Origin of the sequence: Pseudomonas sp. HPB0071, from assembly GCF_000478505.2 — a bacterium.
GTDB lineage: Bacteria > Pseudomonadota > Gammaproteobacteria > Pseudomonadales > Pseudomonadaceae > Chryseomonas > Chryseomonas luteola.
The window spans coordinates 2,035,459-2,048,562 of sequence record NZ_KI517367.1; the positions used below are offsets into that span (position 1 = coordinate 2,035,459).

Genomic DNA, 13,104 nt, shown 5'->3' on the forward strand with positions numbered 1-13,104 from the left:
GGCAAGCAAGCGAGGGGTGAAGTTCCTCAGGCTGGACGACTGTTCATGAAGAAAGCCGTCTAGCCTGCAGTTTTTACTGAGGCAGTTGAGACGCCAGTTCGCGCAGGGCCGCTTCGGCACCCATGATGCGGCTCAGGCATTCCTGCGCCTTTTCAGGAGTCAGCCCCAGGCGCTCATACAGCTCAGGCGGAATGGGACGTGCCGGGCCGCTGCCAATGCCTTCAGCGCGCAGCAGTTGCACGGCCATGAAGGTCAGGTTGGCATAGATGGCGTTGGGCCCGTCATAGGCCGGATAGGCCTGGAAGCGAAGCGCGGCTACCAGTTCTTCCGGCATTTCCCAGTTACGCATCAGCCAGGCGCCGATCTGCTCACGGGTGATGCCGATCAGGTGGCGCTCAATCAGGCTGCTGTCCAGATGCGGGTTGGCTTCCACGTGACGGCAGATCAGTGAGAAATGCGGCGGGAATACATGAGCCAGCACCAGATAGCCAAAGTTATGTAACAGTCCGCACAGGTAGGCAATGCCCATCTCAGGACGAACCTTGCGTGGCATGGCGCGTGCCAGCCCTTCGATGACGGCGGCGGTAAAGATGGACTGCTTCCAGTACGGCGTTGCGCTTTGCGGCTTGTCCTTGGGCAACGTGATCGTCTTGCCGAGTGTCAGGCCCAACGCCAGGTTGATGACTAGGTCGAAACCCAGAACCCGGACGATTGCATCTTCCACGGAGCGAATCTTGCCGGGTGCCGCGTAATACGGAGAAGACGCCCAGCTGATAACCTGAGCGGCTAGCGCCGGGTCGGTTTCCACCACGCCGGCCAGATCATCGACCGTCGCTTCGGGATTGACGCGCAGCTTGATGATTTTCTCGGCTGTCTTGGACAGCGGCGGAATTTCCAGCGTCTCATCGAGGCGCTGCTTGATACGGCGCGCCGTGAAATGCGTGACGGCGCGGGTGATTTCCGCATCGTCCGCTTCCGGGCGCGTCTGATTGGGTTGAATGTCCAGCAACGGCTCGCCGAAACGGCCCGGGTTGGCCTCGGCCAGCAAGCGACGGAAATCATCCACAGAGACTTCCAGCAAGACATCTTCCTCGCCAGACTCCAACAGCAGGTTGGGCTCCTTGAGCAGGCGTTCGTCATACAGGCAGGGCGAACTACTCAACGTAGGCAGGCCCGGCAGCACCTTGAGTTCGTGCTTGTGCAGCGCCTGGGACAGCCGTTCAGGCTTCATGACGGTCAGCGTGCGGCCGGTTAATTCCGACAGACGGTTAAGGTCGAGCAGCTGGTTCTGCGGAAACAGAACCATCAGAACCCCAGTCGAGTCATCCAGCAGGACGGCCTGTACGCGTTGGGCATTGGAAGAGAGGCCCATCGTGGAATTCACTTCACGATAGGACACCCCCAGCTTATCCAGCATCTCCTTGATGGGCGCTGGTGCATGAGGGGTTGGCTCGGAGGTGTGGGCTACGTCAGTCATGGTATTTCCGCTAGGCCAGATGTAGCCAGTATAACTACCTCGCGCCGCACTGGAATGCCTCTGACCAAAGGTCACAAACTTTTATTTAGACCTGGCCGTATTGCTGACCATGGCGTAGCCAACGTTCCAACAGTGGACTGACATGGGCGGGCCATTTTGCCAGCAGTTCCTGAGCGGCATCCCGTACCGCCGGGAGCAGATCGGCATCGCGCATCAGATCGGCGACCTTGAATTGCAGGAGACCGGTTTGCCGGGTACCCAGCATTTCACCCGGGCCACGCAATTCCAGATCCCGTTCGGCAATCACGAAGCCGTCGTTCGTCTCCCGCATGATCGCCAGCCGCTCACGGCCAATATGCGACAGCGGAGGATGGAACAGCAGCACACAGTGGCTGACCGCACTGCCCCGCCCTACCCGGCCGCGCAACTGGTGCAACTGGGCAAGGCCCAGCCGCTCGGGGTTCTCGATGATCATGAGGCTCGCGTTGGGTACGTCCACGCCAACCTCGATCACTGTGGTGGCTACCAGCAGCTGCAACTCGCCCGCCTTGAACTGCGCCATGATCTCGGCCTTCTCAGCGGGCTTCATCCGGCCGTGGATCAAGCCGACCCGCAGCTCGCCCAGGGCCAGCGACAATTCCTCGAAGGTGGTTTCCGCGGCCTGACAGGTCAGCTCCTCAGACTCTTCAATCAGCGTACACACCCAATAGGCCTGTCGGCCTTCCAGGCAGGCGGCGCGCACACGCTCCACGACTTCTTCGCGACGGGTATCGGTAATGGTGACGGTATTGACCGGCGTACGGCCTGGGGGCAATTCGTCCAGCACCGAGGTATCCAGATCCGCATAGGCGCTCATGGCTAGTGTGCGCGGAATGGGCGTTGCGGTCATGATGAGCTGATGGGGGCTCAGGCGCCCTTCTACACCCTTCTGCCTCAAGGCCAGCCGCTGTTGAACACCGAAGCGGTGCTGCTCATCAATGATGACAAGGGCCAGCCGTGCAAAGTGGACTTCACTTTGAAAAAGAGCATGCGTGCCGACAACCATGGGCGTTCCGGCCGCAATGCGCTCCAGTGACGCGGTGCGCGCCTTGCCCTTGAGCTTGCCAGCCAGCCAGGCAACCTCCAGCCCCAGAGGCTCGAACCAACGTTGAAAATTCAGGTAGTGCTGCTCGGCCAGGATTTCCGTCGGCGCCATCAGGGCGACCTGATAACCAGCCTCAATAGCCTGCAGTGCAGCCATGGCCGCGACCACGGTCTTGCCTGCCCCTACGTCACCCTGTACCAGACGCAGCATGGGTTCATGCTGGGCCAGATCATGGGCAATTTCTGCACCGACCCGCTGCTGGGCGCCGGTAGGCTTGAAGCCCAGGTTGGCCAGGTATTGTTTGGGTAGTTTTTTAGCAGGTGGCAATGGCGGTGCCTGCTGCGCGCGCATGGTTTCACGCAGGCGTTGCAGGGAGAGCTGATGGGTCAACAGCTCCTCGAAAACCAGCCGGCGCTGTGCCCAATGATGACCTATTGCCAGCTCCTCAACATCGGCGTCCGGCGGCGGGCGGTGGAGATAGCGCAGGGCCTCGGCCAGAGGGCCAAGCTTGTACTGTTTTGCCATTTCCGGCGGCAGCCAGTCTAGCAGGCTATGCGGCCCCAGTCGCTCCAGTGCCTGTTCGGTCAACTGTCGCAGACGCAGCTGGGTCAGCCCTTCGGTGGTCGGATAGATCGGCGTCAGTGTCTGTTCGACAGGCGCTGGCGCGTCATCCTTCAGGGCCCGGTATTCCGGATGATAGATTTCAAGCCCCGATGCGCCGGGCCTTACTTCACCGTAACAGCGCAGGTGCGTGCCACGCTTCATGCCATCCTTTTGGGCCTGGCTGAAATGAAAGAAGCGCAGGCTCAATGTGCCACTGCCGTCCTGCAGGCGAACCAGCAGGCTGCGGCGGCGACCCATGATGACATCAGCGGTGGCTACGACGCCTTCTACAACAGCGTCCTGCCCAGGGCGCAAGGCCCCGATCGGGACGACCCGGGTACGGTCCTGGTAGCGCAAAGGCAGATGGAACAGGACGTCCTGCAGGTTCTCGAGCCCTACCCTGGCCAACTTCTCTGCCATGGCCGCGCCGATGCCTTTCAGCGCGGTGACCGGGATCGCGGACAGTTCGGTCATGCCGGTTGTACGACTCCTGCCGCTTCAGGTCGGGCCACGGAGCACAGGCGTACCGAGTCGGCCAGCACCTCGATGGCGCGCGGACGCGGGAAGCTGGCTCGCCAGGCAATGGCGACCGTACGATAAGGCACCGGCGCGGTGAACGGGCGAACCTCGATCACGCCCGGTGCATAATGGTGACTTTCCACTGCCGAGAACGGCAGGACAGACACGCCTAGCCCGGAGGCCACCATGTGGCGGATGGTTTCCAGCGACGAGGACTCGACCTGGGTATGCTTGGCTTCATCCCCATGCTTGCGCACCGTCGGACAGGCTTCAAGCACCTGATCGCGGAAGCAGTGCCCTTCACCCAGCAGCAACAGGCTCTTGTCGCTGAGCTGGGCATTATCGATCGACTTGAGCTCCGTCCATGGGTGACGTGCGGGCATCATGACGTAGAAGGGCTCGTCATAGAGCGCCTTGGTCAGAACGTCCGGCTCGCTGAACGGCAACGCGATGATGATGGCGTCGAGTTCACCGGTGCGCAGCTTGTCCCGCAGAACGTGCGTGAAATTCTCTTCGATATACAGCGGCATTTCCGGCGCCACACGGTTCAACTGGGGAACCAGGTGGGGAAATAGATAAGGGCCAATCGTATAGATGGCGCCAATTTTCAGCGGAGCGCTGAGCTGGTTCTTGCCCGCCTGGGCCAGCTCGCGAATACCCTGGGCCTGTTCCAGTACTTTCTGGGCCTGGGCCACGATGCTTTCACCCGTGGGTGTCAGGCGAACCGCACTCTTGCTGCGTTCAAAGATCAGGATGCCCAATTCGTCCTCAAGCTTTTTCACCCCGACCGACAGAGTCGGCTGGCTGACATGGCAACGTTCGGCGGCACGGCCGAAATGCTGCTCCTGGGCAAGAGTCACGATATAGCGCAGTTCAGTGAGGGTCATGATTGAATCAATCCTTAGAGCCTTTCCATACACAGCGGCGCACGAGGCTCGGCGAGGTGTCAGGCAAGGCGCCATTCCGAAATGACGGCGACGCTTGAAGGTCGTCCGTTCCGAGTCGTTCGCCAGACGGGTCAGCTAATGACCAATTAACAAATACTATCACCTGCAAGCATAACGGCTGCTCTTTTTTGAACCAAGCTGTGTTGCAATGCTTGAGGCTTAAAACGTGACTCGGCAAGCTACTCCATTCGATCGCTATTGATGCAGGTATTCCTATGTCCGTCTCTCCTCGTGTTCTGATTGCCGGCTGTGGCGACGTTGGCAGCCGCCTGGGTGTACGCCTGCAGGCAGCTGGCTGGACGGTGCATGGGCTGCGCCGCTCGGTGGAACAGCTGCCCAGCGTTATTCTACCGGTCGCAGGCGATCTGACAGCTGCGGAGGCGCCAGCGCAATGGCCGACCGGGCCGCTGGATTACGTCGTATACGCCGCAGCGGCGACCCAGCACGATGAAGCCGGTTACCGTACTGCCTATGTCGAGGGCCTTCAGCATGTGCTGGCGTGGCTTGAACAGCACCAGCAAACGCCGCGTCGGCTGGTCTTTATTTCCAGCTCTGGCGTATACGGGCAGAAAAACGGCGAGTGGGTGGACGAGACCTCAGCGACCGAGCCCGAAGGTTATTCTGGAAAGATCCTGCTGGAGGCCGAGCAGGTGGCACAGGCAAGCGGCCTGCCTGCTACAGCTGTACGCTTGAGCGGTATTTATGGCCCTGGCCGCGAATGGCTACTCAATCAGGTTCGCCAGGGGTATCGCGTCGCCAGTGAGCCACCGCTGTATGGCAACCGTATTCACGTTGACGATGCTGCCGCGCTGCTCGCTCATCTGTTGAGCGCGGATCAACAGGGCGTTGCGCTGGAGTCTGTTTACCTGGGGGTGGATGATGAGCCCGCTCCGCTCCACGATGTCGTCATGTGGTTGCGTGAGCAACTGGGCGTTACCCATTGGGCGGAGGAATCTGCCGTACGCCGGGCCGGTAGCAAGCGCTGCCGCAATACGCGCGCCCGTGAATTAGGATGGACGCCGCAATACCCCAACTTTCGCGAAGGCTATTCCGCTATCCTGAATGCCTAGGACAAGCAGGCGCAGCCGTGGGGCTGCGCCCTGTCGTGCTTATTCCAGAACCAGGATACCGTCCATTTCAACCTGGGCACCCTTGGGCAGCGCTGCTACGCCAATGGCGGCACGCGCCGGATAGGGCTGCTGGAAGTAACGACCCATGATCTCGTTCACCTTGGCAAAGTGGCTGAGGTCAGTCAGGAAGATGTTCAGCTTGGCGATATCAGCCAGCGAACCGCCCGCGGCTTCCGCAACGGCTTTCAGGTTCTCGAATACCTGTACGGTCTGCGCCTCGAAGCCTTCTACCAGCTCCATGGTCTTGGGATCCAGCGGGATCTGCCCGGACAGGTAAACCGTATTCCCGACCTTGATCGCCTGGGAGTAGGTGCCGATGGCGGCCGGTGCATTCTCGGTATGGATCACGGTCTTGCTCATGGAGTCGCTCCTTTATCCAGATGACAAAAAGCCTGTCGATAGAACCGACAGGCTAGCAGGCATCAGGGACAGGTGGAAAGGCTCGTTAACTGCGAACGCGTGTGATGCTGGCGACGCCGGAAAGCGTACGCAGTTTTCGAATGACCCGAGCCAGGTGTACACGGTCATGCACGCTGACCACCAGCTGAACCACGCTGATGCGGCCGTCGCGCTCGTTCATGCTGATCTTTTCAACGTTGGCATCTACTGCCGTTACGCTGGTCGCCAGCATGGCGATCAGGCCGCGCTGATGCTCCAGTTGAACGCGTAGCTCCACATTGAATTCGCCAACCACATCCTTTGCCCAGGTGAGCGGGATGCATTTCTCGGGATTCTGACGAATCTCGGCGATGTTCTTGCAGGTGTCCAGGTGGACGACCATGCCCTTGCCCGCCGACAGGTGCCCAACGATCGGGTCGCCTGGAATCGGCGTACAGCACTTGGCATAGCTGAGGACCAGCCCTTCGGTACCCCGAATCGCGAGCGGGCCTTCGGTCTGCGCCTTATCTTCCTGGCTTTCGGCATCGGCCGATACCAGGCGACGGGCGACCACGTAGGCCATCTGGTTGCCCAGGCCGATCTCTTCCAGCAGGTCTTCGAGTACCACTACCTTGTATTCCGCCAAGACCGGCAGGATACGCGGCAGGGAAATCCTGGAGAGCTGGGTATTGAAGTTGGCCAGCGCCTTGTTGAGCAGACGCTCGCCCAGGCTGATCGATTCGGATCGGCGCTGCTGCTTGAGTGCATGGCGGATATTCGTCCGCGCTTTGCCGGTCACGACAAAATTCAGCCAGGCCGGATTAGGCCGTGTGCCAGGTGCAGTAATGATCTCTACCGTCTCGCCACTGTTGAGCGGCTGTGACAGCGGTGCCAGACGGCGGTTGATGCGGCAGGCAATGCAGCTGTTGCCCACATCGGTGTGTACCGCATAAGCAAAGTCGACCGGCGTGGAGCCCTTGGGCAGCTCCATGATCCGGCCTTTTGGCGTGAAGACGTAGACCTCGTCCGGGAACAGGTCGATCTTCACGTTCTCGATGAATTCAAGGGAGTTGCCGGCGCGCTGCTGGAGTTCAAGGATGCCCTTTACCCACTGGCGAGCACGGGCGTGGGAGCCCTTTGGCTCCTCTTCACCTGACTTATAGAGCCAGTGCGCTGCAATGCCGTTGTTAGCCATGTCTTCCATTTCGCGGGTGCGAATCTGGATTTCAATCGGTACGCCATGCATGCCGAACAGGGTCGTATGCAGGGATTGGTACCCGTTGGCCTTGGGAATGGCGATGTAATCCTTGAAGCGGCCCGGAATCGGCTTGTACAGGCTGTGCACCGCGCCCAGGACGCGGTAGCAGGTGTCGACCTTGTCGACGATAAGGCGGAAGGCATAGACGTCCATGATTTCATTGAACGACTTACGCTTGCCCCGCATCTTCTGGTAGATGCTGTAGAGGTGCTTTTCGCGACCGATCACCTCGCCCGGAAGCCCTTCACGCTGCAGACAGCTGGTCAGCGACTCCTGGATCTTGCTGACGATCTCGCGGCGATTGCCCCGGGCGGCCTTGACTGCACGCCGGATACGCTCGGCGCGCATGGGATGCATGGCCCGAAAACCCAGATCCTCGAACTCGGCATACATATTGTGCATGCCCAGCCGGTTGGCGATCGGCGCGTAGATTTCCAGGGTTTCCTTGGCGATGCGACGGCTCTTGTCCGGCGGCATGGCATCAAGGGTACGCATGTTGTGCAGCCGGTCGGCCAGCTTGACCAGAATGACGCGAATGTCACGCGCCATGGCCATGGCCATTTTCTGAAAGTTTTCCGCCTGGGCTTCGGCTTTGGTCTCGAATTGCATCTGGGTCAGTTTGCTGACCCCGTCCACCAGCTCGGCCACGGTTTCGCCGAACTGCGCCGTGAGCGCCTCTTTGGCAATGCCGGTATCCTCGATGACGTCGTGCAGCATGGCGGCCATCAGGCTCTGATGGTCCATGTGCATATCGGCCAGGATATTGGCGACCGCAAGCGGGTGGGTCACGTAGGGCTCACCGCTGCGGCGGCGCTGCCCATCGTGAGCTTGCTCGGCGTAGTAATAGGCGCGGCGGACCAGGTTGACCTGATCAGGGCCCAAATAGGACGCGAGCCGTTCGGAGAACGTGTCTATGGCTGGCATAGATGGCTTATCTCCTGCCGGCCCACGTAACGGCTCGTCGGTCCGGCATCTTACAGCGCCTCGCTATCGGCCTCGTTGTTTTCTTCGAAAGCAGCGAACAGCGGCTCTTCTTCAACGATATCTTCCTGACGAACCACTTCGTCATCGACCAGGCCTTCAGCGATTTCACGCAGGGCCACTACGGTCGGCTTGTCATTATCCCACGGTACTTTGGGCTCTTTGCCGCCGGTTGCGAGCTGACGCGAGCGCTTGGTGGCGAGCATGACCAGTTCGAAACGGTTATCGACGTTATCCAGGCAGTCTTCAACGGTGACGCGGGCCATGGTGTTCCTCGGTGGTAATGTGATCCCGAAGCGGGAGGACTGTGTAGTCTAAAAAATCGGCAGTGCTAAGGGAAGTGCCGTTTGGCTCATGACCGCTGGATCAGGAGCTTTTCGAGCAATTCGTTGTGTCGGCGTTGCTGGCGGTCCAGACGCAGTTGCCTGGCTCGGAAGACGGACTTCAGATCTTCCAGTGCCGAGGCGAAGTCATCATTGATGATCAGGTAGTCATATTCGACATAGTGGCTCATCTCGCTGACCGCTTCGTGCATGCGTCGCTCGATCACCTCATGGCTATCCTGCCCGCGGTTGTTCAGTCGCTGGCGCAGGGCTTCCTGGCTGGGCGGCAGGATAAAGATGGACTGAGCATGAGGCATCTTGCGACGCACCTGTTGGGCACCCTGCCAATCGATCTCGAGGATCAGGTCGTGACCTTCGGCGAGGGTCTGCTCCAGCTGGCGCTGGGACGTGCCGTAATAATTGCCGAACACTTCGGCGTGCTCCAGGAAATCGCCATGCTCCAGCAGGCCCTGGAAGGTCGAGACATCCACGAAGTGATAGTTGACCCCATCAACCTCGCCCGGGCGCATGGCGCGTGTGGTGTGGGAGACGGATACACGGACTTCAGGCAGGGCATCGAGCAGGGCCTTGACCAGGCTGGTCTTGCCTGCACCCGAAGGCGCCGAAACGATGTAAAGGGTGCCAGGGAGGGCTGTCATAGTGAATGGCCTATTCGATGTTCTGCACTTGTTCGCGCATTTGTTCTATCAATACTTTGAGGTTGACCGCCGCCTGGGTGGAGCGCGGGTCAAAGGCTTTTGAGCCTAGGGTGTTGGCTTCGCGGTTGAGTTCCTGCATGAGGAAGTCCAGGCGACGGCCGGCGGCGCCTCCAGCCTTGAGCACACGGCTCACCTCGCCTACGTGCGTCGTCAGACGGTCCAGCTCTTCTGCCACGTCGCTTTTCTGGGCCAGCATGACCAGCTCCTGTTCGAGCCGCTGTGGATCGGCCTCAAGGCTTAGCTCGGCAAAGCGGTCGAGAATCTTCTGGCGCTGGGCGGCGAGCATCTCGGGAATCAGCTCACGAAGCGCGGCCACTTCGACCAGAATGGCCTGCAGGCGCTCCTCGATCAGGCGGGCCAGCTCCGCTCCCTCACGGTTGCGGCCGGCCTTGAGTTCATCCAGTGCGGCTGCAAACAGGGCTTTTGCCTCGGCATTCAGGGCCTGTGGGTCGGCGCTCTGGGAAATCAGTACACCCGGCCAGCTCAGGACGGTCATCGGATCGATCAGGGCGGGCTGTTGGATCATCGACGCCAGGCGTTCGGCTGCTGCAATCAGCTGACCGGCGCGCTGTTCATCAATCTGTAGGCTGGGTGCGGCATTCTCTTCGCTGAAACGCAGGGTGCATTCCACCTTGCCACGTGACAGGCCCTGGCGCAGTGCCTCGCGGACACTGCCTTCAAGGTCACGAAACGCTTCAGGCAAACGCAGGTGCGGCTCCAGATAGCGATGATTGACCGAGCGCAACTCCCAGCTCAGCGTACCGTACACACCCGCGCGTTCAACGCGGGCGAAGGCCGTCATGCTATGCACCATGGAATGTCCTCGCTTAAGCAGTGCGGGAATACCCGGCAACGATCACGGAAGCGTTTTCGCTGCAGAGCGGTCCGCAAAAAAGAGGTAAGTCTACCCCAGCCTGACGGTGGGCCCAACGTAGTGATGTCGCATGATCCTCTATGGGGCCTATAATGACGACCAGTTTTCTCCTGCAACAGGTATCCCTACATGAATCGTCCGAGTGGTCGCGCTGCCGACCAGTTACGCGAGATCCGCATCACCCGTCACTACACCAAGCATGCCGAAGGTTCGGTTCTGGTGGAGTTCGGTGACACCAAAGTGATCTGCACGGTCAGCGTCGAGGCCGGAGTGCCACGCTTCCTGAAGGGCAAGGGTCAAGGTTGGCTGACGGCCGAATACGGCATGCTGCCACGTGCGACCGGCGAACGTACCCAGCGTGAAGCCTCCCGTGGCAAGCAGGGTGGCCGTACCCTGGAAATCCAGCGCCTGATCGGCCGCTCGCTGCGTGCGGCGGTAGATCTGACCAAGCTGGGCGAGAACACCCTGTACATCGACTGCGACGTGATCCAGGCCGATGGCGGTACCCGTACGGCCTCTGTGACCGGAGCCTGTGTGGCGCTGGTCGATGCGCTGGCGGCGCTCAAGAAGCGTAGCGGGCTCAAGGGCAACCCGCTCAAGCAGATGGTTGCAGCCGTCTCTGTGGGTATCTACCAGGGCGCACCGGTGCTGGATCTGGACTATCTTGAAGATTCCACTGCCGAGACCGATCTAAACGTGATCATGACCGATGCTGGCGGCTTCATCGAAGTCCAGGGCACGGCGGAAGGTGCACCCTTCCAACCTGAAGAGTTCAACGCCATGCTGGCGCTGGCTCAGAAAGGCATCAAGGATCTGTTCGAGATACAAAAGGCCGCCTTGGCCGAATGACCTGACGAGGGCGTATGAACGAACTACAGCAAGTCCCCAGTGCAGATGCACGCCGTTGGGCCATGCTCTGCCATTATTCGGCGTTTCTGTGGTTCGTGGCGCCCATGATCGGCAATGTCATCGGACCGCTCGTCGTGTGGCAGTTCAAGCGGGAAGCTGATCCATTCATTGATGATCAGGGCAAGGAAGCACTCAACTTCCAGCTCACCATCACGGTGGCCACCCTGCTCTGCTGGCTGCTCGCCTGGGTACTGATCGGTTTTCCTCTGATGGTTCTCGTAGGCGTGTGGGCCTTTGTGCTGACCGTTATCGCGGGCCTCAAGGCCAACAAGGGCCGCCCTTACCGGTATCCCTTCTGCTGGCGACCGGTGGACTGAGCGTCAGACAATAAAAAACCGGCCCTGGGCCGGTTTTTTATTTATTACCAACAACTCTCAGATGCTGAGCGCCCAATCGTAATCGATCATCAGCGGAGCATGCTGTGAGAAGCGCGGCTGCCGAGGCAGGCGTGCCGAACGCACGAAACGGCGCAGACCCGGTGTCAGGATCTGATAGTCGAAGCGCCAGCCAAGGTTCAGGTGCTCGGCCTGCTCACTGTCCGGCCACCAGCTGAACTGGTCGCCATCACGGCTGATCTCGCGCAGGGCATCCACATAGCCCATATTGCCGATCACTTCGTCCATCCAGGCCCGCTCAGGTGCCAGGAAGCCCGGCATCTGCTGGCATTCGCGCCAGTTTTTCACATCGATCTTCTGATGTGCGACGTAGAGCGAACCGCAATAGATGTACTCGCGGCGCTTGCGGCGCTGCTTGTTCAGGTAATTGGTGAAGTCGTCCATGAACTTGAACTTGTGGTTCAGTTCATCATCACCGCCCATGCCGGAAGGCAAAAGCAGTGTGGCAATACTCACCTTGTCAAAATCAGCTTGCAGGTAGCGTCCGTAACGATCTGCAGTCTCAAAACCCAGGCCGCTGATGACCGCTTTGGGCTGGAGCTTGCTATACAGCGCAACACCGCCCTGGCTGGGTACCTCGGCGTCGCAGGCATAGAGGAAGTAGCCATCCAGTTGGTAGGCAGGATCTTCCAGATCGAAGGCGGAGGCGCGGGTGTCCTGCAAGCAGATCACGTCGGCATTCTGGCCTTGAAGCCAATTGAGCAACCCTCGCTCAACGGCAGCCTGAATACCATTCACGTTCATACTAATGATCCGCATAAATGGCCCCCAAAAAATCGTGGATGTATGATACCCGAGCTCAAACGCTTTAGCTAAATTCATGCCGCCCGGGATTTTCGTAATGCAGGCGTATCAACGCAATTTCATTCGTTTTGCTATCGAGCGCGGAGTTCTGCGCTTCGGTGAATTCACATTGAAGTCCGGACGTGTTAGTCCGTATTTCTTCAATGCCGGTTTGTTCAACAGCGGAAACGCCTTGGCTCAGCTAGGACGTTTCTACGCCGCTGCGGTCACAGACTCAGGCCTTAATTTCGACGTATTGTTCGGTCCGGCCTATAAAGGGATTCCGCTGGCTGCCTCTACAGCCGTTGCGCTGGCCGAAGAACATGGTCGTGACCTGCCTTGGTGCTTCAACCGAAAAGAGGCCAAGGATCACGGTGAAGGCGGCATGTTGGTGGGGGCTCCGCTGGCGGGTCGCGTCCTGATTATCGACGATGTCATCACGGCCGGTACTGCAATCCGCGAGGTCATGCAGATCATTCAGGCACAAGGTGCCACGCCTGCTGGCGTATTGATTGCATTGAATCGCCAGGAGCGTGGTAAAGGCGAGCTGTCGGCCATTCAAGAGGTCGAGCGGGACTTTGGAATGCCGGTCGTCAGTATCGTGGCCCTGGATCAGGTACTGGAGTATCTGGCCGGTGACACTGAGCTGAAGCAGCATCTGCCGGCTGTTGAAGCCTACCGCGCGAATTACGGTATCTGAACTGACGCATGAGGCGAGATGGCG

13 protein-coding genes are annotated in these 13,104 nt (G+C 59.7%); 4 read left to right on the top strand and 9 right to left on the bottom strand.

The features are described 5' to 3' along the window. Positions 1-73: 73 nt before the first annotated feature. The 3 genes from HMPREF1487_RS09590 to HMPREF1487_RS09600 form a co-directional block, all read right to left on the bottom strand. Complete coding sequence (locus tag HMPREF1487_RS09590; RefSeq protein WP_010796438.1) at positions 74-1,477, bottom strand: aminoacyl-tRNA deacylase and HDOD domain-containing protein; 1,404 nt, start codon at positions 1,475-1,477, stop codon at positions 74-76. Between the two features lie 85 nt (positions 1,478-1,562). Then, positions 1,563-3,638, bottom strand: coding sequence for an ATP-dependent DNA helicase RecG (gene recG / locus HMPREF1487_RS09595; protein ID WP_010796439.1), 2,076 nt, complete (start codon positions 3,636-3,638; stop codon positions 1,563-1,565). Beyond that, the gene (locus HMPREF1487_RS09600; RefSeq protein ID WP_010796440.1) at positions 3,635-4,570 is read right to left on the bottom strand and encodes a hydrogen peroxide-inducible genes activator; all 936 of its coding nucleotides are present in this window, start codon (positions 4,568-4,570) and stop codon (positions 3,635-3,637) included. The genes recG and HMPREF1487_RS09600 overlap by 4 nt, the downstream gene beginning before the upstream one ends. A 275-nt stretch (positions 4,571-4,845) precedes the next feature. Here HMPREF1487_RS09600 and HMPREF1487_RS09605 point away from each other — a divergent pair, with 275 nt between their 5' ends. Further along, positions 4,846-5,700 (top strand): NAD-dependent epimerase/dehydratase family protein, encoded by an 855-nt coding sequence (locus tag HMPREF1487_RS09605; protein WP_010796441.1) that lies wholly within the window; start codon positions 4,846-4,848, stop codon positions 5,698-5,700. A 39-nt stretch (positions 5,701-5,739) separates the two neighbouring features. On the opposite strand, the gene HMPREF1487_RS09610 is transcribed toward HMPREF1487_RS09605, so the two are convergent. From HMPREF1487_RS09610 to HMPREF1487_RS09630, 5 genes are all read right to left on the bottom strand, one after another. Further along, complete coding sequence (locus HMPREF1487_RS09610; protein ID WP_010796442.1) at positions 5,740-6,120, bottom strand: RidA family protein; 381 nt, start codon at positions 6,118-6,120, stop codon at positions 5,740-5,742. A gap of 85 nt (positions 6,121-6,205) precedes the next feature. Next, on the bottom strand, positions 6,206-8,320 hold the full coding sequence (gene spoT, locus HMPREF1487_RS09615) for a bifunctional GTP diphosphokinase/guanosine-3',5'-bis pyrophosphate 3'-pyrophosphohydrolase (RefSeq protein ID WP_010796443.1): 2,115 nt from the start codon (positions 8,318-8,320) through the stop codon (positions 6,206-6,208). Positions 8,321-8,370: 50 nt separating this feature from the next. Continuing rightward, positions 8,371-8,643 carry a DNA-directed RNA polymerase subunit omega gene (gene rpoZ, locus HMPREF1487_RS09620; RefSeq protein WP_010796444.1) on the bottom strand — a complete coding sequence of 91 codons (273 nt, stop codon included), beginning with the start codon at positions 8,641-8,643 and terminating at the stop codon, positions 8,371-8,373. 86 nt (positions 8,644-8,729) lie between these two features. Beyond that, entirely contained in the window at positions 8,730-9,359 is a 630-nt protein-coding gene (gene gmk, locus HMPREF1487_RS09625; RefSeq protein ID WP_010796445.1) for a guanylate kinase, read from the bottom strand. A 10-nt stretch (positions 9,360-9,369) separates the two neighbouring features. Beyond that, positions 9,370-10,233, bottom strand: coding sequence for a YicC/YloC family endoribonuclease (locus HMPREF1487_RS09630; RefSeq protein WP_010796446.1), 864 nt, complete (start codon positions 10,231-10,233; stop codon positions 9,370-9,372). Positions 10,234-10,422: 189 nt separating this feature from the next. On the opposite strand from HMPREF1487_RS09630, the gene rph reads away from it, so the two are divergent. Together rph and HMPREF1487_RS09640 are read left to right on the top strand one after the other, a co-directional pair. Further along, positions 10,423-11,142, top strand: coding sequence for a ribonuclease PH (gene rph, locus HMPREF1487_RS09635; RefSeq protein ID WP_010796447.1), 720 nt, complete (start codon positions 10,423-10,425; stop codon positions 11,140-11,142). Between the two features lie 14 nt (positions 11,143-11,156). Beyond that, entirely contained in the window at positions 11,157-11,519 is a 363-nt protein-coding gene (locus tag HMPREF1487_RS09640; protein WP_010796448.1) for a DUF4870 domain-containing protein, read from the top strand. 57 nt (positions 11,520-11,576) lie between these two features. Here HMPREF1487_RS09640 and HMPREF1487_RS09645 read toward each other — a convergent pair whose 3' ends face one another. After that, positions 11,577-12,356, bottom strand: coding sequence for an exodeoxyribonuclease III (locus HMPREF1487_RS09645; protein ID WP_037029885.1), 780 nt, complete (start codon positions 12,354-12,356; stop codon positions 11,577-11,579). Between the two features lie 82 nt (positions 12,357-12,438). Here HMPREF1487_RS09645 and pyrE point away from each other — a divergent pair, with 82 nt between their 5' ends. Beyond that, the gene (gene pyrE / locus HMPREF1487_RS09650) at positions 12,439-13,080 is read left to right on the top strand and encodes an orotate phosphoribosyltransferase (protein WP_010796450.1); all 642 of its coding nucleotides are present in this window, start codon (positions 12,439-12,441) and stop codon (positions 13,078-13,080) included. Positions 13,081-13,104: the final 24 nt, after the last annotated feature.

Excerpts from the sequence above, each read along its gene's own strand:
- HMPREF1487_RS09590 (WP_010796438.1), bottom strand. The coding sequence starts at position 1,477 with ATGACTGACGTAGCCCACACCTCCGAGCCAACCCCTCATGCACCAGCG.
- recG (WP_010796439.1), bottom strand. The coding sequence starts at position 3,638 with ATGACCGAACTGTCCGCGATCCCGGTCACCGCGCTGAAAGGCATCGGC.
- HMPREF1487_RS09600 (WP_010796440.1), bottom strand. The coding sequence starts at position 4,570 with ATGACCCTCACTGAACTGCGCTATATCGTGACTCTTGCCCAGGAGCAG.
- HMPREF1487_RS09605 (WP_010796441.1), top strand. The coding sequence starts at position 4,846 with ATGTCCGTCTCTCCTCGTGTTCTGATTGCCGGCTGTGGCGACGTTGGC.
- HMPREF1487_RS09610 (WP_010796442.1), bottom strand. The coding sequence starts at position 6,120 with ATGAGCAAGACCGTGATCCATACCGAGAATGCACCGGCCGCCATCGGC.
- spoT (WP_010796443.1), bottom strand. The coding sequence starts at position 8,320 with ATGCCAGCCATAGACACGTTCTCCGAACGGCTCGCGTCCTATTTGGGC.
- rpoZ (WP_010796444.1), bottom strand. The coding sequence starts at position 8,643 with ATGGCCCGCGTCACCGTTGAAGACTGCCTGGATAACGTCGATAACCGT.
- gmk (WP_010796445.1), bottom strand. The coding sequence starts at position 9,359 with ATGACAGCCCTCCCTGGCACCCTTTACATCGTTTCGGCGCCTTCGGGT.
- HMPREF1487_RS09630 (WP_010796446.1), bottom strand. The coding sequence starts at position 10,233 with ATGGTGCATAGCATGACGGCCTTCGCCCGCGTTGAACGCGCGGGTGTG.
- rph (WP_010796447.1), top strand. The coding sequence starts at position 10,423 with ATGAATCGTCCGAGTGGTCGCGCTGCCGACCAGTTACGCGAGATCCGC.
- HMPREF1487_RS09640 (WP_010796448.1), top strand. The coding sequence starts at position 11,157 with ATGAACGAACTACAGCAAGTCCCCAGTGCAGATGCACGCCGTTGGGCC.
- HMPREF1487_RS09645 (WP_037029885.1), bottom strand. The coding sequence starts at position 12,356 with ATGCGGATCATTAGTATGAACGTGAATGGTATTCAGGCTGCCGTTGAG.
- pyrE (WP_010796450.1), top strand. The coding sequence starts at position 12,439 with ATGCAGGCGTATCAACGCAATTTCATTCGTTTTGCTATCGAGCGCGGA.